The following is a 26,247-nucleotide window of genomic DNA, read 5'->3' as shown; positions in this document are numbered from 1 at the left end:
GGGCGCATAGAAGCAAATGGGGGAGCACTACCAGAGCGACTGTGACTGGACAGCGCACTCTGCGAATGGACACCGAATCCTGCGAGCCAGGACGCGTCGGGAGATTGAACCCGCACGACCTGGGGCTGTGCGCCTGGCCGGGCGCACAGGGGCCTCTGCCTCGCAGGATTCGATGACCGACCACCCGCCAACAACCGTGTCCGGAAGCGATGCGGCCTGCTGATTCGGGCGGTGAGCCCGCAAACTGACCTGCCCGGTCATACCTGCCCCGTCGCGCCCAAGCAGGGCATCACCACGCCCGCGCTGCGCCTCCGCCGGGCCCGGCGCGCTCACCCGCTGCCGAAGCCGTCCTCGAACAGCAACGACAGCTGCTCGTCGCCGCGCTCCTCCTTGTCCCCATGCTTCAGCGCGAACTCCAGCGCCTCCTCCTCGGTGGCGAAGCTGAACCGTCGGACCGCCTTCTCCAGCTCGTCCAGGAGGCCGCGGCGCACCCCGCGCGCCCGGAAGCTGCGTTCGATCCCCAGCATGGTCCGCAGGCCTTCGTACATCCGCCGGTCCTCGCCACAGACCTCGGCCAGGATGTCCAGCGAGTCGGCCGGCAGCGTCATCAGGTCCTGCGCCGTAGGCCCGGGCCACGGCTCCCCGGTGACCTCCTGCCAGATACCGGGAAGCAGGTCCTCGACCTCGTGCTTGTCGAACACCCAGATCCGCCGGATCTCCTCCAGCTCGGCCATGGAGACCAGCTCGATCCCGCGCAGCCCCTCGGGGGCGCGCCGGCGCACCTGCTGCTGCGCCGTCAGCAGCTGGCGCAACCACTCGGCACGGGCCTGCTGGGTGTAGAGGCCGTGGACGAGTCGGCCGCGGTGGACGGTGAGCGACCCGTTGGCCCGCTGGAACTCGCGCAGGTGCCGGTCGTCGTCGACGTCCAGGGCGTCGCGCAGCCTGAGCAGGGGGTGCATCCAGTCGTTGGCGTCGTCGTTGACGATCATGGCGGTCATCGACTTGTCGGCGCTCACCAGCGTGCAGGTCCAGCACCCGAACCGGCTGTCGCCGCAGGAAGGCGTGCTGGTGTCCACGACCAGCGGGCACTCCGCGTCGGGGGAGGCGCCCTGGTAGAGGGCGAGCAGTTCCTTGGCTGAGCGGCCCCACGGCAGCTTGTCCAGCATCATCAGGACCTCCCAGACGTCGTCGTTGGTGAGGTGCTCGATCGGCGTGTACACCAGGGAGTTCGGCAGGCCGGCGTTCGGCGAGAGGCGGTCGCGCACGCGGTCCTTCTCGTGCCGGGCCATCGTGCGGGCCCGGGCGGCCGACTCGGCCTTGCGGGTGCCGAGCAGCAGGATCGCCTGGCCGTGGTGGGAGACGACGTCGCGGATGAACTTCCCCGAGGGCTTGATCTTGAGACGCTCGGTGCACCACCGGAACTTGGGCCTCGGTGCCGCGTAGCCGCGGCCGATCAGGCACACCCAGAAGCTGTCCTTCAGCTCGGGGGTGAGCCGGTGCACTTCGAGCGGAAGGCTCTGCTCGGCCGCGGCGGCGCGCATCGCCTCCAGGTGGCCGCCGACCCAGGAGGAGACGACGGGGTTCTCCACCAGCGTGTCCGTGCTGATCACGTAGATCCGCTTGTGGCGCTGCTCGGGCGGGAGGCCGGCGATCGCGCGCCACACCAGCAGAAGGACCAGGGTCGAGTCCTTCCCGCCCGAGTAGCCCACCACCCAGGGCACCTGGTCCTCGGTGTACAGGGCGCGGATCTCCTCCAGGAGCTCCTTCAGCGCGGTCCAGAAGTTGCGGTCGCCGCGCCAGGAGCGGCGGGTGGGCGCGAGCCCGGGGATCAATACCTGGTTCAACGTCTGCTCCAAGAAGGATGGGGCGGTCGGCGGCGCGGGGTGCCGGACCCGGGGCGGCGGGCCGCGCACCGCCGGCGGGCGGCGGTGCGCGGCCGCAGGTCACACGACGGCCGGGGCCGCGCTCAGCAGGCGCAGCGCCGCCGCCGCGTCCGGGATCCGCAGCTGGGGCAGGTCGACGTCCGCAACCTGGTGGGGGTAGAGCTTGATCGTCCGGTGCAGGCCGTTCGCAGAGTCCGGAAGGCTGAGGATCAGTCGGTCCCCGGGGCGAGGGTGCGCTGTCCCGATCGAGGTGAGTTCAGTGGTGACGCGACCCGTAGCGGTCGGAAACTCGATCACCTCGGCCGCCAGGGCCGCGCGGGCGAGCCGGTCGGCGTCCGACACCGCCACGCCCAGCGCCATGACGCTGACGTGCATCGGGCAGGAAACCAGGACCGCGACCATGCCGCCGCCTGGCAGGGTTCGGCCAGAGGCACGCTGTCGCTCTCCGTCCCACTCCAGGTCTCCACCGTCTACGTTGCGGTGGTAGTCGTGATTGGGCCGCTTCCCTGCTGGGCTGTCGACGCCGCCCACGACCTGTTGCCGCGGACATCGGTACGCCATGATGTGGCGACACGTCATCCGCTGAGGGGTCAGCATCATGGGCATTGTTCACGGGCTAGCTTTCACCTGATGTATCGGCTTCCCTCTCCAGCGCGCTAACTGCGACCACGGTGGACCATGATGTGCCACCGAGAAGCAAAAAAGGAGATTTGATGCCAAGAAAGACAGGCGCAATCCGTCGGGGCGAGCGCGTGGAAGTAAATTCAACGGCTTCCGCCTTGGGTGCCGTCTTGGGCTTTTCCATATTTATCGTGATGCCGTTTGTCAATGGCTTGTCGAGCGACATGGTATGGAAGGTTCTGGCAGGCGTCTTCTGTATAGCTTGGATATGGGACGGTCGCTTGAGAAGCCGCTTGGCCAGGGCATGGAACCATCGGGTGGACGTCGATCAAGCTGCTTCACAGTTCGGAGGCCCCGCGGCCCCGGCCTGCATCAACCGCGCAAACGGTGTCTGTGTTACGGGGATGGCGGTCCCCACATCCACTGGCGGCCTCGTTTTCATTGGTGATGAGGGATACAAGCATCAATTCCCTCCCGGCGAGATTGTCTCCCTTGACCGCAGTCTCCCATACCATCGCTTCCTGGTCCTGACGAGTAGCTCACTCAATCCGGAGGTCTTGATCAGTCCTGAAATATGGGGTGTCTCCGCCTGGTCGCGCTTGAGGAGCCCCCATTAACACGCTTGATCAAATCGGCCAAATTCCGACTCGGCAACTCAGTCCGGCGGTTGATCACTCGCTGCCTTGCGACTTCTGACAGCGGCCATCGACGAGGGAGCGGCGTCACCGCAAAGCATCGGGCCGAGTTCAGCTGCCACTCGGACGGGGGCGCCGATGACCGAGCGGCTGGCCAACTATCAGCGGCTGCAGGGGCCACGAACGCCCTGGCCCGACTCTCGGGCCACCGGCCTCGTGGCGCGGTGCCGGTGCCGGGCATCCGCCCGGACGGCGCCGCCGGCACTCGACCGCTGCGCCCGCTCGCCGGGTCAGGACGGTTCGGCGGCGGGCCGGAGGGCCGTCGCCAGGGCTGTGCGCTCCTCGTGTCCGAGCAGGATGGCCACCGGTAGGCCGGCGGTGGAGCGGGCGCAGATGACCGTCTCGTCCAGGGGGTCCCGTGGGTCGGGGTCGGCCACAAGGCCGTCCCAGCGGACGACGACCGGTCCGGCGGTGGCCGGTTCCTGCGGCCGGCGCGGGTCGGCCGCGAGACCGCTTCGCGCCGACCTGAGAAACTCCTCCGCGTCGACGGAGATGCCTTTGCGCTCGGCGTACTCGGCGGCGAACTCGATGTCGAGCAGCGCCGACCAGTGAGCCGAGGCGGCGGCCGCCCGGTTCGCCAGCTCGGCCAGGAGCAGCGCGCGGTCCTCCTTGATGAGGCCGAGGACGGTCGCGAGCGCTGCCTCGGGAGTAGCCGCGCCGATCGCCGCGCGCACCAGCTCGGCGAAGTCGGGGTCATGCATGGTGATTGCCTTCGGTGTCGGAGGGGGTGGGCCGGGGCGCGCCGGTCGGCGCGCCCCGGGCTGGAGCTAGAACCAGGGGAGCGGGCTGAGACCGGTCGGGATGTGGTCCGTCACGTCCCAGGTGTGGCCCGGCTCGCACTCGGGGTCCGTCCCGCTATACACCGTCACCTTCCGGACCGAGCCCCTGGTGGCCGAGGAGTACGTGGGCTCACTAACCCACCTGACGTCCACCCAGAACTGGCGCTCGGTGTGGTCGCGCAGCTCGCCCATGAGCATCCGGGCGATCTGCTCCCCGCTCGCCTCGTCCAGCGGGACATACTCGCCGTTGCCGCACTCGGTGCAGCCGCATCTGGGCGGGTCGATCGCGATCTTGCGGTCCGGGCCGATCGCGATCTCGGGGTCCGTCATGACAGGTTCCCTTCCAGGTTCGATGCGGTCCGGTAGCCAACCGGACCTTCTAGACCAATAATACCGTAAAGTATGCACGATTTCGAGTGCTGGGCACCCCTTGCGGCGGCGGGGCTACTGGTAGGGGATGAGCGAGAGGAACGCACCGCCCGGCCCGGCCCAGGCGCCCCGGCCGGACCATGCGACCCGGACGGCCCCGGCGTCGTCGAGCCAGACGTGCGAGCCGTGCTGATGGTGGCGCAGCACCGTCCCGAGCGCGTGCTCCCGGTCCCAGACCACGGGGCGGCCGGTCTCGTACTCGTCCGTGCCGGGGTGCCGGGCGTGGGCGTAGCCCGTGTCGTATGAACTGGCCGCCAGGTGCGCCGCGATGGCCGCAGCGGTGGTGGCCGGAGGCGCCAGTGTCGCGGCCACCAGCTCCCAGGCCCGGGCGAGGCTGACGTGCTCGGTGCAGAACTGCAGGAAGGTCTCGTGCGCGTCCTGCTGCTCCGTCAGTGCGGCCGCGAGCCGCTGCTCGGCGCGGATGCGCAGGTCCTCGCGGCCCGCGCTGTCCCACCGTGCCACCTGGTTCTGGTGGCGCCCGACGGCGGAGTCCGCCTCGCAGCGACGCTTCCAGGCGGCGGTCCTCCTCATCAGGGACGTGTCGAGGGCGCTGCTGAGCACGGGCAGCAGGGCGGCGGTGGTGCTGACGTTCACGGATTCCTCGCAAGGGGCGGGATGTGGACGGGGCAGGCGGCGCCGGGCCGCCCCATGGCGGCCCGGCAGAGGGGTGATCAGCGGCGCGCGACCCAGCCGAGCCGGTCGGTGATGGCCTGGGCGATGACCTCGGCCTCCTTGTCCGGCGTCAGGCCGGTGGTGCGCACCAGGTCGATGGTGTGCGGCTCGCCGGAGCCGCTGTAGCCCGTGGCGACCCACCAGCCGCTGGGGAGCTGGCCGTTCAGGCGGATGCGGTGGGCCACGACCGGGGACGGGCCCGCCGGGATCGCCCTGGTGGGGCGCCAGGATCCGCCGAGCAGTTCGGCCACGCGCAGCGCGGTGGCCTGGTAGGCGGTTGCGGCCGACACGACGTTGACCGCCGGTGCGGGAGTGGGCGTGCTGATGGGTGCGGACAAGGGGGCCTCCCAGCCTGGTTCGATGTAGCCCGGTAGCCACCCGGGCTGACGTAAGAAACAATACCGGAAACCATGCATGATGGCAAGTGTGAGTGTGCCCGAGGGTGGCCGGCTAGCCGGGCACGGCCACGGTGAGGACGTCGCCCTCCTGGGGCTGCGCCGTGGATGCGAGCAGGCACAGGGTCTCGTCCAGGTGCTCGGACAGGTCCTCGGTGAGCCGCGAGCCGTCGCTGAGGACGACCGTCGCCGCCTCCGGGTGCCACCAGTGCCCGTCGTCCCACTCCGTGGTGGTGAACTCCACGGCGGTGATGCGCAGGCCACCGGGGTCGGCCCCGTCGTACATCCACCCGAGGGCTTCCCGCAGGCCCTGGTGCAGGGCCAGCATGTGCCGCTGGTCGAGCTCCTCGCGCAGCCTGCGCCGCAGCTCGTACAGGGTGTCCTCCGTGGCGGCGGCCAGGGCGCCTGCCAGGCCGGCGTGCTCGGCCAGGTCGTGGAGGTCGATCGTCGTATTGCTGGGCAAGTGCATCTCCGTGTTGATGGGTCGGTGCGGGGGAGGGGACCGGCTCCTCGTGCCGGGTGCCGGCGGTGTCGCTGGGCTGCCCCGTCCGGCCCCGACCCGGGCAGGGCGTGGCCGGACGGGGCGGGGGCTGGACGGTGGGTCAGTCGCTGGCGGCGGCGCTCTGCTGGGTGATGACGACGCTTAGTGGTCCGCTCCTGAAGTCCTTCGGGGGTTGACCGCGGGGGCGGTGGTGGGCGGTCTTCTGAGTCAGGTGCTGGCTGCGGTGAAGTGGAGCCGGCAGACGCAGTCGAGGGCCTCGTCGGGGCTGCCGCTGTTGCCGCCGTTGGGCAGGACGGCGTCCTCGTAGCGGTCGGCGGCGGCGGAGTAGGGGGCGAAGCCCCAGCGGCTTGCGGTGCCGAGGTAGCGCAAGCGCATCAGCTTGACGTTCTCGCCGCCGGGGAGTTCGCCTGCCACGTAGGCGAACGCGCCCCAATGGCGGACGTTCAATGTCGCCAGCTGGGGCCAGGCCGCGCGAGCCCGCAAGGCCAGCTGCTGTTCGAGGGAGAGGCGGACGTACTCCGTGGGCGTGGTGGGCACGGGGCCATCCTGCCGCAGTGCCGGACGGGCCGTCGCGGCACAATGCGGGCACAGTGATCCACTACTACTGATGGGCGTGCCCGCCTTGCCAGTTGCCGCTGCCCGCGTGATAGCCCCGACCGCCTGCGAACGCGCCCGGTTGAAGAAGATGGCCTACGGACACAAGACCGAGCACCGGCTCCGGATGCGCGCCCAGGTCGTCCTGCACGCGGCCCGTGGTCGCTCCAACGCACTGATAGCCCGCGAGATGGGCCTGCACCTGGACACCGTTCGGACCTGGCGGGGCCGGTTCGCCGAACACGGACTGCCCGGTCTGGCCGACCGCAAGCGGTGCGGGCGCCCGGCCTCCTTCACAGCGCTGCAGACCGCCCAGGTCAAAGCGCTGGCCTGCCAGTTACCCGCCGAGACCGGCACACCGCTGTCGCGCTGGTCCTGCCCGGAACTGGCGCGCGAGGTCGCCGCCCGGGCCATCGCCGGCACGATCTCCGCATCCACCGTGCGGCGCTGGCTCAAGCAGGACGCGATCAAGCCCTGGCAGTACCGCACCTGGATCTTCATCACCGACCCCGACTTCCGCCCCCGGGCCGAGCGCGTGCTGGACCTGTACGCCCGCACCTGGGACGGCCAGAGGCTCGGCGCGGACGAGTACGTGATCAGCGCCGACGAGAAGACCTCCATCCAGGCCCGCTGCCGCTGCCACCCCACCCTCGCCCCCGGCCAGGCCAGGGCGATGCGCGTCAACCACACCTACGGCCGCGGCGGCGCACTGGCCTACCTGGCCGCCTACGACATCCACCACGCCCGCGTGTTCGGCCGCTGCGAGGCCAAGACCGGCATCGATCCGTTCATGGCCCTGGTCTCCCAAGTCATGGGCCAAGAGCCCTACGCCAGCGCGAAGCGCGTGTTCTGGGTCGTGGACAACGGCTCCTCACACCGGGGCAAGAAGGCCGCCGACCGGCTGACCGCCGCCTTCCCCAACGCCGTACTGGTCCATACCCCGGTGCACGCCTCCTGGCTGAACCAGGTGGAGATCTACTTCTCCGTCGTGCAACGCAAGGTCGTCCAACCCAACGACTTCACCGACCTTGCCCAGGTCAGGGAACGGCTCCGAGCATTCGAGAACCGCTACAACGCCACAGCACAGCCGTTCCAGTGGAAGTTCACCACCTCCGACCTGGACGATCTGCTGGCCAGGCTCGACCGGCACGCCGCCGATCACCCAGAAGAATCCTGGGTCACCCTGGCAGCTTGATCAACCCCCGAAGGACTTCAGGAGCGGACCACTTAGTCGCTCGATGAGGTCCCAGGCGTCGCGCTCGAACTCGCGCTTGGCGTCATCCAGGGTGGAGGCGTCCTCCGGTTCCCGGCCGGCGGGCAGGCCCATGTCCTCCAGCGCCGTGCGGCGCTCGGTGGTCCACTGGTCCGTCAGCTGGACGGCCTCCAGCCCGATGGCGGCCAGTCGCCCGTGCGCCGGCCGCTCCGCGACCGGCCGCACTTGTTCGAACTCCGCCACGAAGTCGGCGAGGTAGAGGTCGTGGCCCTCGCGCCGGCTGTCCTCGGCCGTCTCGCGGGCGGCCCGGACGAAGGCCTCCGCCTGGTCCAGGCGGTCCATCAGGTCGGCCACGGAGGCGCGCAGGCGGTCGATCTCCGACAGGTAGGCCGGATCGGGGTCGGGCCGCCGGGGGTGGCGGACCGGCTTCCAGCCGAACTCCGCGACTCGGGCGGCCTGGCGCAGCATGTAGGCGTCACGGCGGACGTCGGCCCACTCCGGGTAGCGGGCCTCGTAGTGGTCCGCCATGGTCGTCAGATCGCGGGCGATCTCGGACCGGATCGCCGTCTCGATGCCGGTGGCGGGGTCGTCGTGGTGCATGGTCTTCTCCAGATCGGTGTGTCGGCCGCCGGCTCGGGCCGGGGCGGGAAGGGCGGTCGGTGAGGTTCGGGGTCAGCAGCCGTGGAAGGCGGCGTCCCGGATGAGTCCGGCGGCCTCCTCGGCGGTGCGCCCCTCGGCCTCGCCCCAGTGCCGGATGACCGTCCGGCGGTACTCCTCCTCGCTCACGCCGAGCGGCGCGTACAGGTCCTGCGTGATCGGCTCGCCCGACAGGTGGTCCGACAGCAGGCGCAGGGCCTCCATGAACTCCGCCGGGTGGTGCGCCCGCCGGTGCCCGTGCCGACCGGGTCGCTGCGCGCGCAGCGTCCGGCCCCGGGCCGCCCGCTGTGCGCGGTCGAAGGCGGACAGGACCGAGCACGGTTCGGTGCGGCCGTGGGTCGCGGGCAGCCGGCTCGCTCGCTCGGTGTCGGGGGTTGTAGCCCCCTGCTGGAGGCCGACCTGCTCGATGTGGCGGGCCGTCAGTTCCATCACGATCTGGGGGCGGGTCATCCTGCGCGGCATGGTGGTGTCCTCCGGTGTCTTCACGTGGTCCGACTGGCCCGGTAGCCACCCGGGCTTGCGAGATAAACAATACCGCAAAGCTTGCATGATCTCAATGGGGTCGGCCACCCGGGTCCTGCCGGCCTCAGGGGCCGACAAGACCCACGGGAGTTCGCAGCTGCGGCGGGGCAGGGCAGGGCCCCGGAAAGCGTCCGGGGCCCCGGGGCCGCCGGGCTACGCCGGAACCGGTCCGGCCTCCCCGACCGGCCGCCCGGGCCCGCCCACCAGGTGCCCGGGCGCGGCTGCGGCGCCCTCGAAGGTCTCGGCGGCCATCACGGCCATCACGTCGGTGATCGTCGGCCGGACCTTCCCGCCCCGGGGACCGGAGCGTCGGTCGGCCCAGACCGCCGTGCTGTGCGCCTTGCTGACGCCGTACCGCCCGCCCGCCGCGCTCCACACCAGGTGGAACGCCCACCGGCCCTGCTCCGTGGTCCCGCCGATGGCCACCTGCAAGACCGACCAACCGGACTCACCGGCAGTCCAGCAGGCCATCCGCCACCCGTTGCGCGCGGCCGTCGACCAGAGCTCGCCCACCGCCGGTGGAAGGGCGTGGGCCGGACGCCACTCCTCGCCGGGGGCGAGCGGGGGCAGCGTTCCGGCGGCGGCCCGCTCGCGCCCCGCCTGCCGCTCCCTTCGCAACCGCTGCTCGGCCAAGACCTGCTCCTGCGCCTGCCGGGCCTCGGCCGCCCGGGCCTCCGCCTCTTCCCGCAAGCGCTCGGCAACGGCGACCTGCCGGGCCCGGTCGGCCTCCGCCTCCTCCCGGCCCGCCTCGGACAGCCGTCCCGCCGTCACCTCGTGCTCCGCGCCTTCGGCGAACCCGTCCACCAGGAAGACCCCCTGGCCGCAGTAGCACCGCATCCGGGCCGCGTACCGGCCCGCAGCCACGGACCCGTCTCCTTCGGAGGGCTCGACCCACACGTCGTCGCCCCGGGCGAACCGCTCACGCCCGTCCTGCTCGCGCCCACGCTCCTCGGCCTCCAGCCGCGCCAGGACATCGCGCTGCGCCTGGCGGGCCGCCACCTCGCCTGCGCCGCCCGCCAGCTCGGCCTCGTAGACCTCGTGCGCCGCCCGGTACCGCCGGGCGCGCGCGGCCTCCAGCTCCTCGCGCACGGCGGCATGAGCCGCCTGCCGCAACCGAAGCCCGTGATCGACCAGCAGCAGCGTGCGCAACCGCCCGGCCTCCGCCGCGGCCACGCCCCGGCCCCACGGCTCCAGCGCGGCCAGGTTCTCCCGCAGCTCCAGCGAGAGCCAGGCATCCCGCGTGCCGCCGACCAGCAGCGTCCAGACCCTCGCTGCGGCCTGGGGCCCCTCACCGATCCGGCGCGACGCCCCCGGCGCGTACAGGGAAGCGCCGTGCCGTGCCGCCGCCTCCAGCAGTTCCGCCCGCTGCGCCTGGCCGACGCGCTCATCGGCGCGCAGCTGCGCGGCGGCCACCGCGCCCAGGGCGAACACCGCCAGGTAGGTGTCCTTCTCACACGCGGCGCCGGCCAGCGTCTCGGCGTGGGTGGGTTCCCCGGCGCAGCAGGCGTCCCACCCCTGGGCGAACGTCATCCCCGGTCGGGCGCTCTCCTGCCACCACTCGGCGAACTTCAAGGCCGGTACCTCGAACGCCTTGAGCACCGTGCGGGCGAAGTCCTGCGCTCCGCCGCCGGGGTGCTCCGCCCGCCAGGCCCGCTCCTGGGCGTCCACCTCGGCCGCCCGGGCCGCGACGTACGGCGCGCACAACGCCTCGGCCTCGGCGGCCAGGGCGGCGGCCTCGATCGCGTCCGCGTCCTTCGAGCAGGACTCGGCCAGCACACGGGCCCGCTCGGCCAGCTGGAACACCCGCCGTGCGTCGGCCGTCCGGCCCTGCTCGCTGGCCCGGGACACCTCCCGCTCCGCGAGCAGCACCACGTCCTGCGCCCGGTCGCAGCGCCGAACCAGTCGCCGGTGCAGGGCCGCCGTCGCCTCGAAGGCCTGGCCGGTCCACGCGGCCGCCGCGCCCGGGACCTGTTGCTCCTGGAGAAGGTCCCGGACCTCGGCCGCGTGCCAGTACGCCTTGATGGACACCTTGAACCAGCAGGTGACGTCGCTGTCCCACCGCTCGGCGCCGCGCCCGTGGCACGTGGCGCCCGTCTTCTCCTGATCCGGGTCGATCATGCCGGTGCCGAGCCGGGCCAGCAGCGGGGACACCTGCGGCCAGTTGTAGGGCTGGTCGAGCTGCTTCCCGTCCTTCATCAGGACGGCGCGCTCCCAGCGGAGCTTGCCGGCCGCGTCGGCCTGCCACAGGCAGACCACGGCGACGGCCACGGAGCCACGTCCCGCCATGATCTGCGCGGTGAGCCGCACCGTGGCCGAGCGCGGCGTCTGGCTCGTGGTGACCCGCCAGCCAGCGGCGTCCGCGCGGGCCGCCAGACGGGCGGCGTTGCGGGGCAGATTGCCCGCCCCGTCCGAAGTCGCCGCAAGGGCGGGGGAGGTGTCGGTGTCGTGCATGGTCGTGAGTTCCCTCCGGTTCACAGTTCGATCGCACCCGGTAGCCACCCGGGCTTGCGAGAGAAATAATACCTCAGAGATAGCACGATTGAAAGTCCTTGCCCCTGAGCCCGCACGCCACGCGCCGCACCCTGCGCCCGCCACCACCCACCACGGGCGCGGCCGGAAGGTGCCCGGCGAACCGGGTACCGCCCGCGCCGACACCGACCCGGGCGCCGGGCCCTCCCATGCCGTCGGGGCGGCCGGGGTGGCGGTGCGCTCCGCCGCGGGCTTCAGCCCTGCTTGCCGCGGATCTCCTCGGCCCGCTGCGCCGTGCGGGCGGTTGCGGTGGCGGCGGCAGTGAGTGCGGCGTCCAGGTATAGGCCCTTGAGTACGCGCCAGTGGAGCCCCTGCTCCGTGTGCCAGCGGTACGCGAGTGCCATGCGGCCGGCGGCGGAGATCCACACCTGGTCGGTGTGCGGAATCATCGCCAGCCAGCCCCGGTCCAGCAGGATCGACGCCTGTGTACGGGCGATGCGGTGAAACCCGATGTCGATCGCCGCGATGAAGCCCTTCTGGTCCCGGATGACCCGGGCCCGGTGTTCCAGTTCGGCGAGCACCAGCAGGTCTTCGTGCTGGCGGGGCGTGAGCTTCTTCGGGTGTACCACCAGCTCAAGCGTCCGCGCGTACCCCCGCAGTCTCCGGCCGTCCCGGGCGCGGTTGCCGATGCTGAGCGCGCCCTGCTCCAGGACGTTGATCGGCCGGCTCTTGGCGGCGGCGCGACCGATCATCAGGTCGGCCTCCCAGGCGGTGAGGTAGCCGACGTCGTGGCGTTCGGAAATGACCGTCTCCTTGAACGCTGCCGGCTCGTAGCCGCTCGGGGCAAAGGTTCGTGCGGTCAGGACGTGCGTGCCGTAGTGGCGGGATCGCTGCATGGGGAACTCCTGGACGGGGCGGGGGCGGGTTGTTGGCGCGGAGGGGGCGGGGCGGCCGCCTGTCGGACGGCCGCCCCATCGGGGCTACAGGGAGGCGATCCACGCTTCGCCGTCGGGCATGCGCGTGTCGCTGTGCTCCGGCCGCGTCCAGCCGCAGTGAAGCGCCTTGAGCTCGGCCAGCCGCCACAGCGCGGTCGCGATGCCCTCGCGGCGCCGGTCCTTGTCGACGCCGACCCACCACACCTCGCCGTCGTCGAAGCCGCCCCAGAGTAGGCGGCCGATCACGCGGCCCTCGTCCGTCACCGCGTAGACCGCGTGGCACCCGGCCGGGCCCAGGCTCGCTGTCAGGAATTCCGGGGCGTAGCGGGCGCTGGCGAAGGCGAACGGGGGCTTTGCCTGGGTGGTCTGCACGAGGCCTGAAAGCGTGCCGAGCATGGGGGTTCCTCTCGTCTCACGGGTTCGACGCAAGCCGGTAGCCACCCGGCCTGACAAAAGAAAGAATACCGCAAAGCATACATGATTTGGGGGTGGCGACACCCTGCCGTGCGCGGGCCGGCCGGGGTGTCGCCACCTCGCGTCATGCCGATTCCGCTCCGCGCGCCGGCTGGCCGGCCCGGAGCTTGCGCAGCTGGTAGGCGGCCCACCGCTCGGCCGCCCCCCGTAGCTTCTGTTCGGCGGCCTGCGCCGCGTACAGCGCGTCGCGCGCCGCCAGTGCACGGTCCTCGACCTCCATGGCCAGGCTCATGGTGCGGTCGGCCAGGCGGGACTCGTCGTGGATCTTCAACCGTCCTGCGGCCGCGTACGTCTCGTCCAGCCGGTTGCAGGCGTCGATGAACCGGGCCTTCGCCGCCTCGGCGGCCTCGACGGCCAGGCGGACGTACTCCAGCAGGCCCTCCATGACCTCTTCGGCCCGCTCGGCGCCAATCGCGCGGCCGGCGCGCTCCAGCGACCCCCGGCCCCGGCGGGCGGCCAGGTGTGCATCCTCGGCGATCGACCGGGTGCCCTCGTACGCGGTCTTCGCCGACATCAGGGCGTCGTACGCCTTACCGGCGGGCCGCTTCACCGTGGGCCGGGGGGCGTCCTGGAGGGACACCGTCTCCGCGTTGGCCACCGCGTCCGCGCGCTGCGTCACCGCGTAGAAGTAGATCCCCCTGATGATCCACCGGGTGTGCCGCTCGAACAGCGGGAGTCCCGATTCCTCGCAGAACTTCTCCAGCTCGTAGGCGGTGAAGTTGCTCTCCGTCGGTCCGCCGTACTTCCGGATGCAGTTCATCACCGCGATCGCCCGCTGGGCGTTGGCCATCGTGATCGGGTAGACCTTCCCGTTCACCCGGTATCCGACGATCTCTCCGGTGTCCAGCTTCAGCACGCCCATGACGACTCCTCTGCATGGTCCGACGGGAAGCCCGGAAGCCGCCGGGCTAACGAAAGGAATAATACCCAAAACAATGCACAAATGCAAGGTGGGGCCACCCCGAGCGCCTGCCGGGTCCGCCGGACCGGCAGGCCGGTGGACCCGGCAGGCGCGGCCCGCTGCGCCCCTGCGATGCACTGCCGGGGCGCAGCGGGCCCTGCTAGCGGGCCGCGCGGTGCTCGGCCCGCCGGCGCAGCTCGGCGCGGGCGATGCGCCATACCTCGACCGCCCCGGAGAAGTCCTCCGACCCCTTTGCGATGGCCCGCAGCGTCGTGAGCGAGAAGTCCTCGAACCTGCCGACGGTGCGTTCGACCTCGCGCGGGAACGCCAGCGAAACCGTGGAGTCGTCGCCCTGGACCGCGGGGCCCTCGGTGTAGAACCACACGATGTACGGGGCGAACTCGTCGGCCCCGAGCCTCCCCAGGACGATCGCCTTGCCGGTGCCCAGCACCTCCGCCTGCTTGACGCGCTTGCAGTACAGGACGGTGCCGACGGCGAGGGCGGCGACCGGGGCTGTGGCGGTGTTCATGACGGCTGCTCCAGTGTGGGATGGGGTGCTGCTGGACGGCGGGCGGGTGCGGGTGCCCCGCCTGGGGAGTGTCGTTCGGCCGGGTCGCCGAGGGGTGCCCGCGGGCGGCGGGGCGCGGTGCGCGCCCCGCCGGGGGCGGGTCAGAACAGGGCGTCCTCGGCGGTCGGCCAGCTCTTGTTGCGCGGGGCAGCGATCGCGTGCGGGCTCGGGGGCGGGCTGCGCCGCGGCCGTGAAGTCGCACACCGCGACCTCCGTCCTCGGCGCGACCCCGTGCCACTCGCGCAGGTACTGCGAGGTGTCGATGCCGGTGCTGGGTTCGAGGCGGATGGCGGTCTGCTGCTCGAACCGCTCGTAGTCGGCGCTGCGCTCGTACCGGGGGAGCCGCTTGCCGCTGATCTGGAACGGGGCGCTCTCCTGCGGGATCAGGAAGACGCCGCGCGGCGCAAGCCGGGAGGCGACCGCAAGGGCGTGGTACTCGAACCGGCGGCCCCGGTAGCCGGGCCCGTCGCCGGAGCGCTCAACGTTCCCGTACGGGGGGTTGCAGATCACGGTGTCGAACCGGCCCAGGTCCTCCGGCAGGTCGAAGATGTCCGCACAGATCCACGTGGCCTCCGGCACCACCTTGCGGCCCACCTCGACGTACTCCGGGTTGCGCTCCACGCACACCAGCTCTCGGGCGCCCAGGTGGCCGTCCGACCGCATGCCCCAGGAGTCCACGCAGTGGGCGGCGAGCCGCCCGATCCCCGCGCACAGGTCGATCACCCGGTCGCCGACCACCTCGAACGCCATGTCGCGCGCCAGCCCCATGGGCGTGAAGAACGCCCCGTCCAGCCGGTTCGTCACGGTGGACGACTCCTGCCAGTGGTCCAGGACCAAATCCTCCTCATCCCGCGTCAGGGGGCGGTCCAAGGCGGCCAGCGTGGCGGCCTGGAGGTGCAGCTCGGAGTCCTGCCTGGTGAGCGACATGGTGAGTCCGTCCTTCCGTTCGAGGTTCGATGCCGTCCGGGAGCCACCCGGCCTGGCAAGAGAAACAATACCGTGAAGCATGCACGAAAGCAAGTGGTGCACCGCCCCGAACCGAACGGAAGGCTCCGGTCGGGGCCGGCGGCGACGGACGGCGGACCTATGGCGCGGCCGGGTCGCGCGGGTGCCCGCTGTGCACCTCGGACAAGCCCAACGCCCGGAACTGCGCCGCCGCTTCGCGCACTTCGGCCGCCGCCGCGGCCGCAGCCTCCAGGGCCCGGCCGAGCCGCTCCCGCGCCGCCTCCGCGCCCGGTGGCTCCGCGGGCAGGACCTCGGGCTGCTCCTGGAGCTCCGGGCGGGCGGCCGCCGTACACGACACCCGAATGGCCGGCTCCTCCCGCTGCGCCTCGGGGCGGGGCCGGGCCGGCGGTGCGGCTTGGGGCGCGGCGGCGCTCGCGCCGTCCGGGGCCGGGGGCTGCGCGGCGACGACTTCGCCGGGAACGATGCGCGCCGGCGCGGTGAGTTCCGGCGCGCTGCGGGGCAGGGCCCGGGGCATCAACGTGCCGCTGAGCGGCTGGTGGGCGGCGTCCAGCACGGAGAGGATGCGGACCGCGCGTTCCAGCGGGACCGAGTGGAGGTCGAGCTGGACGGAACCGCCGTGGTGGTTGATCCGCACCGTGCCGGAAGCGTGGGCGGGGAAGCGGCCGATCGCCTGGCCGGCGTAGAACGAACCGGAGCTGCCGTCCTGGTCGTGGCCGTACGGCTCCAGGGCGGGGAGTGCCTGCCGCAGACGGGCCATGGCGGCCTGACGCGCCCGCGCGTAGCGCTCCTCCTGGGCGCGGTCGGCCAGGGCCTGGCGCATCGTCGCGCGGTGCCCGGGCAGCAGGCGGCGGCGGATCTCGGCGGCGACGGCCGGGGCCGGCCGGTTGGACGCCACGGTGATCTCGTCCTTGCTGTCGCCCCACCAGCCTTCCGGGGTGCAACCGGTGACGGTCAGCCGGTGGCTCATGTGGCCGGTGGATCGCGGCCGCCAGATACGCAGGCGCCATCCGGCCGGGTGCTTCAGGCGTACCGACCCTGAGGCGTAGAACTCGGCTTCATGGGTCCAGCCGGGTCCGTCGTCGTCGGGTGTCGCGTTGAGCGCGGCCGCCACGGCCCGGCCGAAGTCGGCGAAGGTCTCGCGCAGTGCCACATTCGTCCGGTTGGGGTTGTGCATGGTGGCCCGTTCTTCTCTCGTCCGGGTCCGGCCGCAGCGCGGCCGGACCCGGGTGGGGTTGTGGGCGGCGGGGCCGGGCGGGACGGCATAGGGCGCCGTCCCGCCCGGCGGCGGTCAGCTCTCCAGGGTCTGCGCGGCCTGGACGGCCTGGGAGCGGGCGGCGGCGGCCGGGCACGGCCCCAGCAGGCGGGCCAGGCAGATCAGCAGTCCGGGCCCGTCGCCCAACCGTCGGGCCTCGGCCAGCGCGTCCAGGACCTGGCGCGCGTCCTCGCGGGTGAGCGGGTGTGCGAACACGCAGGTGCAGGACGGCTTGAGCCGCTGTGTGATTTCGGCCAGCTTCTCGGCGCGCTGGTCGGCGGGCAGGCACCCGGGGTGCCGGAAGACCGGCCTGCCGCGGCGCAGGTGGGAGAAGAACCGGTCGCCCTCCCACCCGCACAGCAGGCACCGCACCCGCCAGAGCACGTCGGACCCCGGGTAGCCGCTCAGCGGCTCCCACCCCGTGGCGGTGATCTTGGCGATCGCCTCGGCGGCGCTTGCGATGTTGCGCGGCGTCGGCGCGAGACTGGCGGCGAGGTAGGCGGACGGGCCGGGCTCGGCGGCGCGGGTGTTGGTGGTCATGGTGGTGCCCTTCTCGGGTGGTTCGATGTCGGCCGGGAGCCACCCGGCCTGGGTGGTGGACATGAGGGGTGCCGGGGTGCGGCCGGGCGGCCCGTACTGTGCGCCGCCCGGCCCGGGCCGGTCACTGGACGCGGAAGCCGCCCCGGTGCTGCGCCGTGCGCAGCCAGCCGATCCAGCGGCCGAACCAGGGGAGCGTGCCGCCGAACTTCTGCCGGTCCTGGTCGCTGGCGGCGTCGTAGGCGGACAGCGCCGCCCCGATCTGGGCGGGGGTGACCCACCACCCGTCCTGGCCGGACAGCTTGTGGAGCGGGACGCCGGTGACCGGCTGCGCCTCGTGTTCGGTCACGGCCCGCCACGCGGCCTCGGCCCAGGCGGTCTCGAAGGTCTCGGCGTCGAGCTGTTCGGCGGCGGTCTCCTTGCCGTAGCCCAGCAACCAGCGCACCGTCCGGACGAACCGGCTGGCCCGGGGGAGGGTCGGGAGGATGGGCCAGGCGGGGGCCTCCTGGAGGGTGAGCATGCCCAGGTTCCCCATGGCCGATCGCGTCGCGCGCATCTGGCCGTCGCTCATGCCGAAGTAGGAGACGTCGGCGAAGTCCAGGGCGCGCCAGGCGGCGTCCCATTCGCGCTGGGCGGCCTGGCGCTCGGGCCCGGCGGGGACGGTCATCGGGTTGGCCGCTGCGCGGACCCGGTCGTGGGCGGCCGTGACGGCGGCCTCGTCGGCCTCGCTCGGCTCGTCCACGGTGAACATGCGGTAGCTCATGGGGAACTCCGTTCTCAAATGATTCGATGGCGACCGGGAGCCACCCGGCTTCGAGAGAAATAATACCAGGAACAAGTCACGAAAGCGAGTGTGCCAACACCTCCCGGTACGCGTCGCTCAAAGCACCGCCCCCCTGCGCGAACCGCTCGGCCGCCCGCTGCGCCCTGCGCTGCGCGTCGTCGGCCACGCGGTGGTGGTACTGCTGGCTGCGCCAGTCCTGCGCCCCGGGGTCACCGACGATCCGGCACAGTTCGCCGGCCAGCTCCGCGATCCGCCGCATGTCCGCCTCCGGGTCGGCGCTCCTCCCCTCCTCCACCCCCGACAGCAGCCCGATCGCCTCGCCAGCTGCCTCCTCGGCGCCCGGCACCCGTGACAGGCTGGCCAGCTCGTCCATGACGTCCAGCAGCCGGCGCTGCGCGAACTCCTCGGGGTGGGCCAGCCGGAAGGGGGCCGGGGCCAGCGCGGCCGCCGCCTCCGGGGTCGGCCGGACGAACCGCTCCAGGTTCTCCCCGAACAACACCACACCGCGGGACGGCTCATCGGCGTCGGCCGGCTCGAACCGGAACGAGACACGGCCGCCGCGGTGCTCCTCGCGTCCCGTCATCCGCCACGGCCGCCCCCACGCCGGACCGGACCGACCGCCCGGGATCCGCACCACGTCCAGACGCTCCAGCCCCCGCCAGTCCCCGCCGGGCACCCACCCGGCCGGCGCGACCGCGCGCTCCTCCTCGTCCCGCACTGCGGCCGCCCGCACGTCCAGCAGGACCACCAGCCGGTCCGCAGCCTCCCACCGCGTCCCGGTGTCGTCCGGAAAGCCCTCCTCGCCGTCCAGCGCGCACCACCACGAACGCCCCGACCGCCACACGGTCCCGCGCCGCACGCCGTCGACCAACACCGGGTACCGGCCGTCGGCGTCCCGCGCGCCGAATCCGGTGCGCTCCCGCCGGGCCTGCTGCTCCCGCGCCCGCTGCTGCGCCTTCTCGGCCTCAGCCTGGTCCCGCTGGCGCCTCGTGCGTTCCGCGGTGAGGGCGGCGCGGCGCGGCGCGATCTCGAACATGATCTGGAGGTTGGAGTCCGGGTGGTGGCGGAGGGCAGGGGCGTACTGGTGGGCCGTCAGAGCGTCGATCTCGGCCGTGAGCTCCTCGGCGGTCATCTCGGCCGGCGGGCGCAGCCCGACCGGAGCGGGGCGCAGCGGCGCGCCGCCCGGGTGGGCGGGGCCGGCGGTCGGTGTGGTGGTGCTGGGCATGCTTGCCTCCGTGGCGAGGGGTTCGGGGCTCGGGCGGGTGAGTCGGGCGTTCGGAAGGGGTGCCGCCCCGGGCCGGGGCGGCACCGGGGCCGCTCAGTGCCAGCGCACCCGCAAGCCGTGCGCGACGCAGTGCTCCGCCATGGCGTGCAGCTCTCCCAGGCGCGCGGACAGGTAGCCCTCACGTCGGCCGACGCAGGTCCACCGGCCGTCCGTGACCTCCGGTCGGGCGTCGTCGTCGACGAGCAACCCCAGGGCGAGCAGCACGCGGCCGAGGAAGCCGACGGCGTCGTCGTTGCCGTACGGGTCGGCGGCGTCGTAGCCGAGCAGGCGCAGCACCTCGGCGGCGTTGCCGTTGTTGAAGTTCAGCGAGTGGGGGTCGTCCCACTGAACCTGGATGCTCTCGGGCTCGAAGGTGACGGACACGGGCTCCTCCTGGGGCGGCGAGGGGGGCTGTTGGCGAGAACGGGGGAGAGGGCCGGGGCGGCGGGCGCCGCCCCGGCGGGGCGTCAGCCCTCGCTGGCGAACCTCACGGTGAGCACCGGCTCGCCCTGGTCCCCGCCGCCGATCACGACGGCCACCCGGGCGGTTCGCTCGTCGTCCTCACCGCCGGGGCCCAGGTAGCAGAACATGAACTCCGCCCGCTGTCCGCCCTGGCTCCGCATCGCGTTGTGCGCCAGCCACAGCAGTTCGCGTAGCCGCACGGCCTCCATCACCGCCGCCAGCTTGCCGTCCTCGCCCGGCCGTGCCACGCACGTGCCGTGCAGGGCTGAGGTCAGGGCCACCGGGAACCGGAGGTGGGCCGCGCGCTGCGCCTCGTGCGGCACCGCGATCAGAATGCCGTCCTCGATCGCCTCGGCCCGGGTGTAGGTGTCGATGACCTCGCCGAACAGTTCCCGCATGGAGTCGTTCATCGCCGCTGCCTCCCACTTTCATGGTTCGATGCGGACCGGGAGCCGCCCGGCCCTTCAAGAGAAACTATACCGCAAAGCATGCATGATTGGAAGTGGCGACTTCCCTCGTGTCGCCGCCTGGGTCTGTGCTGCCCGTCGGTGCGGGCGGGCCCGGCCTCCCGGGCCCGCCCTGCACCTCCCTAGAAGCAGGCGTCGCCGTGAGGCTGAATCAAGGTGACCTCGCGGCGCTGGCCGTACTTGTTCCGCTGCGCCATGACCACACTGTTGTCCATGTAGTGAATCCGGCCCTCGTCCTGCCATTCGGGCTCCACCTCGCGCAGGTAGTGCAGCAGCCCCTGGAGCCGGTCCTGTGCGCGCTTCATGGCGTTCCATGCCTCGGTGCTGACCTTGCGACTGGGGAAGGCGTCGACGCATCGCTGGGCGCGGTACTCGTCGCGCGGGTTGCCCAGGTAGACCGTCGCCGCCGTCCGCGGGCCGTGGCCGAGGCGGCCGATAAGGCGGGACTTCACCGCCCAGTGCAGCATCTCCATCCCGGACTTGAACGTGACGTCGTCCACGACCCGCTGGACGTATCGCCCGTTCTCGTCCCGGATCGCACCCAGGGTCTCCGGGTCCCGGGCGATCTCCGTGCCGCAGCCGGCGAGGGTGTAGGTGGTGGTCATGATCTCCGCCTTTCGTCGTAGTTCGATGTCTTCCGGGAGCCACCCGGCCTGACAAGAGAAACTATACCGCAAAGCGTGCACGATTGGAAGCGGGGAAGTCCTCGTGTCGCGTCCTTCGTCCGCACGGGTCGACCACGGGCACGGTCGGCTGGCCTCGGCGGTGGGCGTCGAGGCCGGCCGCGGGCGGTTCAGCTGCCTGACGACTCGTCGTCGGCGGTGCGGGGATGCGCCGCGATCACGCCCCAGATGCCGGACAGGTGCGGGGCGGGGTGGTGCGGGCTGGTGAGGCGATCGGGAAACTCGGCCGTGCCCCTGCCGTCCTGGCGCATCCGGCCCGGCCCCATGCCCCGGGCGGTCCAGGCGAGCCTGAACACCCATGCGCGGTGGTGCAGCTGGCGGCCGCCCGGCAGGGCGGAGAGGTACGACCGTCCGATCCGCCACGGAATCTCATGGCGCAGCTCGACGTCGACCCGGACGGGGTCGCCGGTGCCGTACGCCCACCTGATCACGACGGCCCAGCCGTGGGCGCGGGCGTGCTCGGCCAACGCGCCGGCCTCCGTGGGCAGGGCGTAGCCGTCCGGCGGGGTGGCCAGTAGCGCGGTGCGGCGCGTGGCGGCTTCCTCCCGCCGGGCGTAGTCGTCGTCAGTCAGGTTGCGGCGCTTGCGCGCGGGGGCGCCGCGCCGCCCGTAGGGCGCGCGGGTGAGCTCCCGGAGTTCGGCGGTCAGCGACGCGATCGCGGCCAACCGCTGCTCGTCGGTGGTCATGGCGGGTCTCTTTCCTGAGTGGGTGGGAAGGCCGGCCCGCGCGCGGGCCTCGGCCGGAGTGGGGCGGGCCGGGCGGCCCGCCCCGTGGGGCCTCAGACGGCCGCCAGCTCGCGGACCTCGGTGCGGGGCTCCTCGGCCCCCTCCACGCTCTCCACGTAGGCGCGGAACGCCTTGCGGACCGCCTCGCCGGTCTCCATGAGCGTCTTCCTGACCTTCTTCGGGCTTCCGCCCGCCCACTCCCCGATGTACGAAGCGGACTTGACCGCCGAGTCCACGCCGTACCGGGCGGCCACCATGTACGCCACGGACTCGGCCTCGGTCTCCATCCGGCCCCGGTGGTGCCGGTATTCGTCGGGGTCGCTCTCCAGGTGCCCGCACCCGACGTGCCCGGCAAGCTCGTGCGCCAGCGTCACCGCCGCCTGAGCGTTCGTGACCCGATCGCTGATCATGACGGTCCGCGAATCCGGGTCGACCCACCCGCGCGATGTGCCGGTCTCGCCGGTCTCCACCTGGTAGCCCAGCTGCGCCGCGTACGCCTCCAGGTCCTGGCGCATCTCGGCCGGGGCTTCGCCGGGGGTGTCGGCGCCGAACCGTCGCACCGACAGTGCGGGGGTGATCGTGTACAGGGGGCCTTCCTGCCAGACAGGCACGGTCTGGGAAACGTCGAACACCCGAACCAGGGTGAACCTGGGCGCCCGCCTGGCCGGGCGCTCGGCGCGGTCGGCGGTGGCCTCCTCCGTGGCGGGCTCCTGCTCGGCCGGCTCCTGGTGGTCGGCGTGGGCATCGGCGTCCTTGCGCCGAGAGGTGGAAGGGGCCCAGATCCGCAGCGGCTGCTGCCCTTCGGCGACGCTGCGGCCGAGTGCCTCCCACTCCCTGGGGCCGCACACCAGCGACGCCTGGGGGCACTGCATCAGGATCAGCATCACGTTGCGGAACGAGTAGCGGAACATGCTGGTGGTGGACAGCCCCCGCAGCTTGTCCAGCATCGCGGTCCAGCCCTCGGAGTTGACCAGTTCCATCACGGTCTCGGTCAGCTGCTCGTGGAGCGCCTCGGCCATCCGCTCCTGCTCGGTGGCCGGCCCGGTCGTGGACTTGGACGGCTTGGAACGGCGACGGGAGCTGGTGCGAGTGGTCATGAGGAGAAGTCCTTTCGATCATGGTTCGACGTCTACCGGGAGCCACCCGGCCTGACGAGAGAAACTATACCGTGAAGCATGCACGATTGGAAGTTGGGGCACGTCCGCCCCGCCCCGAAATTCGGCCCGCCTCGCCCCCGATGGGGCGGGCCGGCCACCCCTCCCCATGGGCTGGCCTCGAACCGAACCGGCACGGCCCGGCACCCTCGGCGAGAGGGGGCGCCCGCGTCCGGCCGGAGCGTCCGGCCGGACGCGACGTCGCCCAACGGAGCACGTCGGCTCGTCAGAACCGATACCCCGGGTTGCGCTTCAGGAAAGCGGCCATGAATCCGGCGGTCATCCGCCCCAGCTCCTTGGTCTTCAGCGTCACCGGCGCCGGAGCGTCGCCCAGAATCCGCCGCGCTTCGGCCAGTAGGCCGGCTACCTCCCCGCTCACCGACGTCACGCGCTCCCGACCGTGAGGGTTGTAGCCGAACAGGACCGCGGACTTCAGCCCCGCGCCCCGGTGCTCAACCGGCCCGTACTTCGCGAGGATCTCGCCCGCCCACTCCCGCTCCTGCGCGGCCCTCACGTCCGCCGCCAGCTGCGCCGAGCGCGCCCGCTGCCGGATGGTCGCCGCGCTGAGGTGCTGCAGACCGGGCAACGTCGTCGCGCAGCTGCTTCCTGCGTAGAACAGCTCCCCGGTCGGGTTCCCCTCGGCGTCCGCGATATCGAACACGACGGTGTGCTTCAGGTCCTTGCGACCGCAGTGGTCGCAGGTGGTGTTCTCATCCGTGGTGCCGAGAATCCGGTAGGCGGTCATGAAGTCCTCCTGCTGCTCTCAGTTCGATGTCTGCCGGGAGCCACCCGGCCTGACAAGAAAAACTATACCGTAAAGCATGCACGATTGAAAGTGGGGGAACGCCGAACCGCCGCGTGGAATTCCGGCCTCGCACCGAAGCCGGCCCCGCCGACAACCGCCCGGCCGTAACCCCCGCCCCATTGGCCGGCCCGAACCGCACCGACACGAAGCAGCGCCCCCGACACGGACAGCCGCACCGGGAGCGCTGCGCCGCGCTAGTGGCTCACATACCTCGGGTAGCCCTCGGTCCGCCAACCAAGCTGGCGGTGCTCCTCCTCCGTGAGCACCCGGAATGAAGCGGGGTATTTCTCGCTGTGCCACCAGTCCGCGTGTGCCTCACCCGCGTTGATATGCATCGAAGTACCGCACACACAGATCATCTTCAGGGGATAGTCCACCGCTCCTTCAACCTCTCGACTCGGACGGCGCCCCGACGGCGCCCAACAGGCCGGGCGTGGGGGACGGCCCAGCGACCGCCCCCCACCCGCGACTACCGCACCGGGTGCGCCGCGACCACCCGCTGGATCTCCACCAACGACGGCGCGTCATGGGACCTCGGGCACTGCGGCGTCTCAGCCACCCCCGACCCAAACAACCGCACCTTCCCCGGCGCAGCACACCGGGAGTGCCACGTCTTCGAATACGCCCAACCCGCACCGACCGGACGGCCGGCCTCGACCCCGCCCACCCGACCCACCTTCACCGTGTAGAACGGCTCAGCGATCCCCGGTCCGTGCGTCCACTGCTCGATCGCCTCCCACCCGTGCGCCCGGGCGTGCTCCACCAACTCCCGGCCGGCCTTCGGCACCTCGAACCCCACCGGCGGCACAGCGACCAACACCAGCAACCTCCCCCGGACTTCGGCCAGCTGCTCCCCCACGTCCTCCCCCCGCGCGCTGCGCCGCCGCAACTTCCGGTACTCGCCTGCCACCGCGTCCCGCTCGTCCGTGTCCACCTTCTCGCTCCCTTCTGGGCCTGCTCCTGCATTGGTCGGCGGCCACCGGAGGCAGGGCGCAGCGTGGGCGCCCCGCCCCCGGTGTGGCCGTCACCCCCGGAGCTCGGCCACCTCGTCCATCAGCCACTCCGTCCACATGGGCTCGATGTCCGGGTGCTCGGCCAGCCACGGGAGCTCCTGCACGTCCTTGCGCCACAGCGCGATGAACAGGCGACCCGACTCCGCCTTGTCGGCCTTCCAACCGTCGTAGTAGTAGCCCCGGTTCAGCCGGATCTGGACCTCGGCGAAGGCGGCCAGCAACTCGGCGCGCGGGGCCAGCGGGCACACGGACTTCGCCGCGCCCTCGGCGCAGGTGTGGCAGAGCTCGCTCACCTGGGCGGGGCCGTCCGCCTTCGGGATCTCCAGGCTGAGAATCAGGTGGTGGGTCATCAGGTCCTCCATCACAGTTCGACTCGATCCGGGAGCCACCCGGACTGACAAGAGAAACTATACCGCAAGGCATGCACGACTGAAAGTGGGGGAGCAACTGGCGGGGCGGGCGCTCGAAGCGCACCGCCCCGCCGGGGGCGTCAGGTGCAGTCCAGGCCGCACGTGGGGCACACGAGAAGCTCGTCGGTCAGCCACTCGGACCCGTCGACGTCCGGGCAGACCTCGGGGCTGGCGGCCGCCCACCGGCGCACCCCCTCGATCACGTACCGGCCGGGGTGAACCGGCTCACCGTTGTGGTGGGCGACGGTCGCCGGGCGGTAGGACATGCCGGCCCGGAGGGCGGGGGCGGGGCCGGGCTCGGGGGCCTTGGTGAGCGTGATCACGGGGTTCCTTCCGATCGTGGTTCGACTGCACCCGGGGCGCACCCGGGCTTGCGAGAAAATCAATACCGGCGACTGTGCATGAAGTTGAGCGGCCCGCCCCTGCGGGTGCCATCCGCTGAGGCGGGGCGGGCCGGTCAACCGTTCATGGTCAGCCGCTGAACGCGGGGACCGCCACGCCGGAGCCGTCGCCCGTGGCGGGCTTGGCCACGGGCGACGCCGTCACCGTGAACGGGTTGCCCTGCGGGAGGAACGCGATCACGGTGCGGCCGTCCTTGGTCTCGAACGCCGGGTCGTATCGCCACCCGGCCTCGCGGAACGCGGTCACGGCCTGGGCCAGTGCCTGGGCCTTGCGCTGCCGAGTGAAGCCGACCCACCGGCTGAGCGTGACCGTGACCCCGTTGGACTCGAATCCGAACCGGAGGATTCCACGGTTCGTCTCAGGGAGCCCGGTGATGATGTCGGCGATAAGCGGGGACGCGTCGGCGAAGATGGTGGCGGTGTTCATGATTTTCTCCAATTCTTTGGAAGGGATTCTTGGGGAAGCGGGGGCGGATTTTCCGCCCCCGCCGGGAAATCAGGCCGAGGCGAGGGAGGCCAGAAGGCTCGCGCGGAGGGCCCGGAACTCCGCCTTCACCGGCCGGTAGGCGGTTGCGATCTCGGCGACCTGGTGCCGGGTGTAGCGGGTGGTGGGCACCTCCTCCGTGGTCGGCCCGGTGCTCAGCGTGCGGTGGGTGACCCCAGGCTCCCCTGCCAGCTCCGGGCGGGTCTTGATCAGGCGCTTCGCGACGCTGCGCAGAGCGTCGGAGAAGCGTTCGGCGAGGTACCCGGTTGCGCCCGCGATCAGGGCGTAGGTGCCGAGGCTGCGCGGGCGCTCCTGGGCCGTCTCCGCCAGGTGCCTGGCGCGGATACGGTTGCGGACGGTGGCGCGGGCCTTGCGGGCGCGGGGGTTCATGGGGTCCTCCTTGTACTCGGTGTTCGATGGCGGCCGGTCGCCGTCCGGCCCGACAAGAGAAACAATACCGCAGACCATGCACGGTGGCAAGTGGGCCAACCGACCACGTGTCACCCAACCCAAGTGATCTTGCTCGAATGG

32 protein-coding genes are annotated in these 26,247 nt (G+C 72.0%); 1 reads left to right on the top strand and 31 read right to left on the bottom strand.

Annotated elements, in window-relative coordinates; all coding sequences use genetic code 11:
* Positions 1-329 precede the first annotated feature (329 nt).
* The 9 genes from dndC to F7Q99_RS36245 form a co-directional block, all read right to left on the bottom strand.
* Positions 330-1,844, bottom strand: a complete 1,515-nt coding sequence (dndC, locus tag F7Q99_RS36285) for a DNA phosphorothioation system sulfurtransferase DndC (protein WP_326847518.1) — start codon at positions 1,842-1,844, stop codon at positions 330-332.
* Between the two features lie 99 nt (positions 1,845-1,943).
* Positions 1,944-2,285, bottom strand: a complete 342-nt coding sequence (locus tag F7Q99_RS36280) for a hypothetical protein (protein ID WP_153470529.1) — start codon at positions 2,283-2,285, stop codon at positions 1,944-1,946.
* A 214-nt stretch (positions 2,286-2,499) separates the two neighbouring features.
* Positions 2,500-2,730: a hypothetical protein gene (locus tag F7Q99_RS36275; RefSeq protein WP_153470526.1), complete on the bottom strand. Its 231-nt coding sequence runs from the start codon at positions 2,728-2,730 to the stop codon at positions 2,500-2,502.
* Between the two features lie 699 nt (positions 2,731-3,429).
* Positions 3,430-3,900, bottom strand: coding sequence for a hypothetical protein (locus F7Q99_RS36270; protein ID WP_153470524.1), 471 nt, complete (start codon positions 3,898-3,900; stop codon positions 3,430-3,432).
* 66 nt (positions 3,901-3,966) lie between these two features.
* Positions 3,967-4,308, bottom strand: coding sequence for a hypothetical protein (locus F7Q99_RS36265; protein ID WP_153470521.1), 342 nt, complete (start codon positions 4,306-4,308; stop codon positions 3,967-3,969).
* Positions 4,309-4,422: 114 nt separating this feature from the next.
* Positions 4,423-5,001, bottom strand: coding sequence for a hypothetical protein (locus tag F7Q99_RS36260; RefSeq protein WP_153470518.1), 579 nt, complete (start codon positions 4,999-5,001; stop codon positions 4,423-4,425).
* Between the two features lie 77 nt (positions 5,002-5,078).
* A complete protein-coding gene (locus F7Q99_RS36255; protein WP_153470515.1) occupies positions 5,079-5,417 on the bottom strand; it encodes a hypothetical protein in 339 nt (112 codons plus the stop codon).
* A gap of 112 nt (positions 5,418-5,529) precedes the next feature.
* Entirely contained in the window at positions 5,530-5,937 is a 408-nt protein-coding gene (locus F7Q99_RS36250) for a hypothetical protein (RefSeq protein WP_153470512.1), read from the bottom strand.
* A gap of 246 nt (positions 5,938-6,183) precedes the next feature.
* Positions 6,184-6,513, bottom strand: coding sequence for a hypothetical protein (locus F7Q99_RS36245; protein ID WP_230211272.1), 330 nt, complete (start codon positions 6,511-6,513; stop codon positions 6,184-6,186).
* 106 nt (positions 6,514-6,619) lie between these two features.
* On the opposite strand from F7Q99_RS36245, the gene F7Q99_RS36240 reads away from it, so the two are divergent.
* Positions 6,620-7,765: an IS630 family transposase gene (locus F7Q99_RS36240; protein WP_326847517.1), complete on the top strand. Its 1,146-nt coding sequence runs from the start codon at positions 6,620-6,622 to the stop codon at positions 7,763-7,765.
* Here the strand turns inward: F7Q99_RS36240 and F7Q99_RS36235 are convergent, their stop codons facing one another.
* The 22 genes from F7Q99_RS36235 to F7Q99_RS36130 form a co-directional block, all read right to left on the bottom strand.
* Complete coding sequence (locus F7Q99_RS36235) at positions 7,766-8,383, bottom strand: hypothetical protein (RefSeq protein WP_153470509.1); 618 nt, start codon at positions 8,381-8,383, stop codon at positions 7,766-7,768.
* A 72-nt stretch (positions 8,384-8,455) separates the two neighbouring features.
* Positions 8,456-8,902, bottom strand: coding sequence for a DUF6197 family protein (locus F7Q99_RS36230; protein WP_153470507.1), 447 nt, complete (start codon positions 8,900-8,902; stop codon positions 8,456-8,458).
* Positions 8,903-9,115: 213 nt separating this feature from the next.
* Complete coding sequence (locus tag F7Q99_RS36225) at positions 9,116-11,413, bottom strand: hypothetical protein (RefSeq protein ID WP_153470504.1); 2,298 nt, start codon at positions 11,411-11,413, stop codon at positions 9,116-9,118.
* 272 nt (positions 11,414-11,685) lie between these two features.
* Positions 11,686-12,327, bottom strand: a complete 642-nt coding sequence (locus tag F7Q99_RS36220; RefSeq protein ID WP_153470501.1) for a hypothetical protein — start codon at positions 12,325-12,327, stop codon at positions 11,686-11,688.
* Positions 12,328-12,411: 84 nt separating this feature from the next.
* Positions 12,412-12,762 carry a GNAT family N-acetyltransferase gene (locus F7Q99_RS36215; RefSeq protein WP_153470498.1) on the bottom strand — a complete coding sequence of 117 codons (351 nt, stop codon included), beginning with the start codon at positions 12,760-12,762 and terminating at the stop codon, positions 12,412-12,414.
* Positions 12,763-12,904: 142 nt separating this feature from the next.
* Entirely contained in the window at positions 12,905-13,702 is a 798-nt protein-coding gene (locus F7Q99_RS36210) for a hypothetical protein (protein ID WP_153470495.1), read from the bottom strand.
* Positions 13,703-13,901: 199 nt separating this feature from the next.
* A complete protein-coding gene (locus F7Q99_RS36205) occupies positions 13,902-15,236 on the bottom strand; it encodes a DUF6409 family protein (RefSeq protein WP_153470492.1) in 1,335 nt (444 codons plus the stop codon).
* Positions 15,237-15,393: 157 nt separating this feature from the next.
* Positions 15,394-16,449, bottom strand: a complete 1,056-nt coding sequence (locus F7Q99_RS36200) for a hypothetical protein (RefSeq protein WP_153470489.1) — start codon at positions 16,447-16,449, stop codon at positions 15,394-15,396.
* 114 nt (positions 16,450-16,563) lie between these two features.
* Positions 16,564-17,130, bottom strand: a complete 567-nt coding sequence (locus F7Q99_RS36195) for a hypothetical protein (protein ID WP_153470486.1) — start codon at positions 17,128-17,130, stop codon at positions 16,564-16,566.
* Positions 17,131-17,188: 58 nt separating this feature from the next.
* Positions 17,189-17,827 carry a hypothetical protein gene (locus F7Q99_RS36190; RefSeq protein WP_153470483.1) on the bottom strand — a complete coding sequence of 213 codons (639 nt, stop codon included), beginning with the start codon at positions 17,825-17,827 and terminating at the stop codon, positions 17,189-17,191.
* Between the two features lie 76 nt (positions 17,828-17,903).
* Complete coding sequence (locus tag F7Q99_RS36185) at positions 17,904-19,073, bottom strand: hypothetical protein (RefSeq protein ID WP_153470480.1); 1,170 nt, start codon at positions 19,071-19,073, stop codon at positions 17,904-17,906.
* 93 nt (positions 19,074-19,166) lie between these two features.
* Positions 19,167-19,496 carry a hypothetical protein gene (locus F7Q99_RS36180; protein WP_153470477.1) on the bottom strand — a complete coding sequence of 110 codons (330 nt, stop codon included), beginning with the start codon at positions 19,494-19,496 and terminating at the stop codon, positions 19,167-19,169.
* 83 nt (positions 19,497-19,579) lie between these two features.
* Positions 19,580-19,984 (bottom strand): DUF6573 family protein, encoded by a 405-nt coding sequence (locus F7Q99_RS36175; protein WP_153470474.1) that lies wholly within the window; start codon positions 19,982-19,984, stop codon positions 19,580-19,582.
* A gap of 179 nt (positions 19,985-20,163) precedes the next feature.
* Positions 20,164-20,646, bottom strand: a complete 483-nt coding sequence (locus F7Q99_RS36170) for a hypothetical protein (RefSeq protein WP_153470471.1) — start codon at positions 20,644-20,646, stop codon at positions 20,164-20,166.
* 188 nt (positions 20,647-20,834) lie between these two features.
* Positions 20,835-21,410 (bottom strand): hypothetical protein, encoded by a 576-nt coding sequence (locus tag F7Q99_RS36165; RefSeq protein WP_153470468.1) that lies wholly within the window; start codon positions 21,408-21,410, stop codon positions 20,835-20,837.
* Between the two features lie 92 nt (positions 21,411-21,502).
* Entirely contained in the window at positions 21,503-22,546 is a 1,044-nt protein-coding gene (locus F7Q99_RS36160) for an ArdC-like ssDNA-binding domain-containing protein (RefSeq protein ID WP_153470465.1), read from the bottom strand.
* A gap of 283 nt (positions 22,547-22,829) precedes the next feature.
* Entirely contained in the window at positions 22,830-23,348 is a 519-nt protein-coding gene (locus tag F7Q99_RS36155) for a hypothetical protein (protein WP_153470462.1), read from the bottom strand.
* Positions 23,349-23,877: 529 nt separating this feature from the next.
* Positions 23,878-24,342, bottom strand: coding sequence for a hypothetical protein (locus tag F7Q99_RS36150; RefSeq protein WP_153470459.1), 465 nt, complete (start codon positions 24,340-24,342; stop codon positions 23,878-23,880).
* 90 nt (positions 24,343-24,432) lie between these two features.
* Positions 24,433-24,771: a hypothetical protein gene (locus F7Q99_RS36145; RefSeq protein WP_153470456.1), complete on the bottom strand. Its 339-nt coding sequence runs from the start codon at positions 24,769-24,771 to the stop codon at positions 24,433-24,435.
* 140 nt (positions 24,772-24,911) lie between these two features.
* Positions 24,912-25,154, bottom strand: coding sequence for a hypothetical protein (locus F7Q99_RS36140; RefSeq protein WP_153470454.1), 243 nt, complete (start codon positions 25,152-25,154; stop codon positions 24,912-24,914).
* 148 nt (positions 25,155-25,302) lie between these two features.
* Complete coding sequence (locus F7Q99_RS36135) at positions 25,303-25,659, bottom strand: hypothetical protein (RefSeq protein WP_153470452.1); 357 nt, start codon at positions 25,657-25,659, stop codon at positions 25,303-25,305.
* A 69-nt stretch (positions 25,660-25,728) separates the two neighbouring features.
* Positions 25,729-26,106: a hypothetical protein gene (locus tag F7Q99_RS36130; protein ID WP_153470449.1), complete on the bottom strand. Its 378-nt coding sequence runs from the start codon at positions 26,104-26,106 to the stop codon at positions 25,729-25,731.
* Between the last annotated feature and the right edge of the window lie 141 nt (positions 26,107-26,247).

The organism is Streptomyces kaniharaensis, from assembly GCF_009569385.1.
In the GTDB taxonomy this organism is placed as follows: Bacteria; Actinomycetota; Actinomycetes; order Streptomycetales; family Streptomycetaceae; genus Kitasatospora; species Kitasatospora kaniharaensis.
Note: the sequence above shows the minus strand (reverse complement) of the source record. Positions and strands in the feature narration are given on the sequence as shown.

Bases quoted from the DNA above. Each gene is read 5' to 3' on its own strand.
- F7Q99_RS36235 (WP_153470509.1), bottom strand. From the start codon at position 8,383: ATGCACCACGACGACCCCGCCACCGGCATCGAGACGGCGATCCGGTCC.
- F7Q99_RS36200 (WP_153470489.1), bottom strand. From the start codon at position 16,449: ATGCACAACCCCAACCGGACGAATGTGGCACTGCGCGAGACCTTCGCC.
- F7Q99_RS36205 (WP_153470492.1), bottom strand. From the start codon at position 15,236: ATGTCGCTCACCAGGCAGGACTCCGAGCTGCACCTCCAGGCCGCCACG.
- F7Q99_RS36195 (WP_153470486.1), bottom strand. From the start codon at position 17,130: ATGTCCACCACCCAGGCCGGGTGGCTCCCGGCCGACATCGAACCACCC.
- F7Q99_RS36270 (WP_153470524.1), bottom strand. From the start codon at position 3,900: ATGCATGACCCCGACTTCGCCGAGCTGGTGCGCGCGGCGATCGGCGCG.
- F7Q99_RS36175 (WP_153470474.1), bottom strand. From the start codon at position 19,984: ATGAACGACTCCATGCGGGAACTGTTCGGCGAGGTCATCGACACCTAC.
- F7Q99_RS36145 (WP_153470456.1), bottom strand. From the start codon at position 24,771: ATGACCCACCACCTGATTCTCAGCCTGGAGATCCCGAAGGCGGACGGC.
- F7Q99_RS36225 (WP_153470504.1), bottom strand. From the start codon at position 11,413: ATGCACGACACCGACACCTCCCCCGCCCTTGCGGCGACTTCGGACGGG.
- F7Q99_RS36185 (WP_153470480.1), bottom strand. From the start codon at position 19,073: ATGCCCAGCACCACCACACCGACCGCCGGCCCCGCCCACCCGGGCGGC.
- F7Q99_RS36220 (WP_153470501.1), bottom strand. From the start codon at position 12,327: ATGCAGCGATCCCGCCACTACGGCACGCACGTCCTGACCGCACGAACC.
- F7Q99_RS36230 (WP_153470507.1), bottom strand. From the start codon at position 8,902: ATGCCGCGCAGGATGACCCGCCCCCAGATCGTGATGGAACTGACGGCC.
- F7Q99_RS36160 (WP_153470465.1), bottom strand. From the start codon at position 22,546: ATGACCACTCGCACCAGCTCCCGTCGCCGTTCCAAGCCGTCCAAGTCC.
- F7Q99_RS36135 (WP_153470452.1), bottom strand. From the start codon at position 25,659: ATGAACACCGCCACCATCTTCGCCGACGCGTCCCCGCTTATCGCCGAC.
- F7Q99_RS36165 (WP_153470468.1), bottom strand. From the start codon at position 21,410: ATGACCACCGACGAGCAGCGGTTGGCCGCGATCGCGTCGCTGACCGCC.
- F7Q99_RS36275 (WP_153470526.1), bottom strand. From the start codon at position 2,730: ATGTCGCTCGACAAGCCATTGACAAACGGCATCACGATAAATATGGAA.
- F7Q99_RS36155 (WP_153470462.1), bottom strand. From the start codon at position 23,348: ATGACCGCCTACCGGATTCTCGGCACCACGGATGAGAACACCACCTGC.
- F7Q99_RS36215 (WP_153470498.1), bottom strand. From the start codon at position 12,762: ATGCTCGGCACGCTTTCAGGCCTCGTGCAGACCACCCAGGCAAAGCCC.
- F7Q99_RS36265 (WP_153470521.1), bottom strand. From the start codon at position 4,308: ATGACGGACCCCGAGATCGCGATCGGCCCGGACCGCAAGATCGCGATC.
- F7Q99_RS36190 (WP_153470483.1), bottom strand. From the start codon at position 17,827: ATGAGCTACCGCATGTTCACCGTGGACGAGCCGAGCGAGGCCGACGAG.
- F7Q99_RS36170 (WP_153470471.1), bottom strand. From the start codon at position 20,646: ATGACCACCACCTACACCCTCGCCGGCTGCGGCACGGAGATCGCCCGG.
- F7Q99_RS36210 (WP_153470495.1), bottom strand. From the start codon at position 13,702: ATGGGCGTGCTGAAGCTGGACACCGGAGAGATCGTCGGATACCGGGTG.
- F7Q99_RS36130 (WP_153470449.1), bottom strand. From the start codon at position 26,106: ATGAACCCCCGCGCCCGCAAGGCCCGCGCCACCGTCCGCAACCGTATC.
- F7Q99_RS36280 (WP_153470529.1), bottom strand. From the start codon at position 2,285: ATGGTCGCGGTCCTGGTTTCCTGCCCGATGCACGTCAGCGTCATGGCG.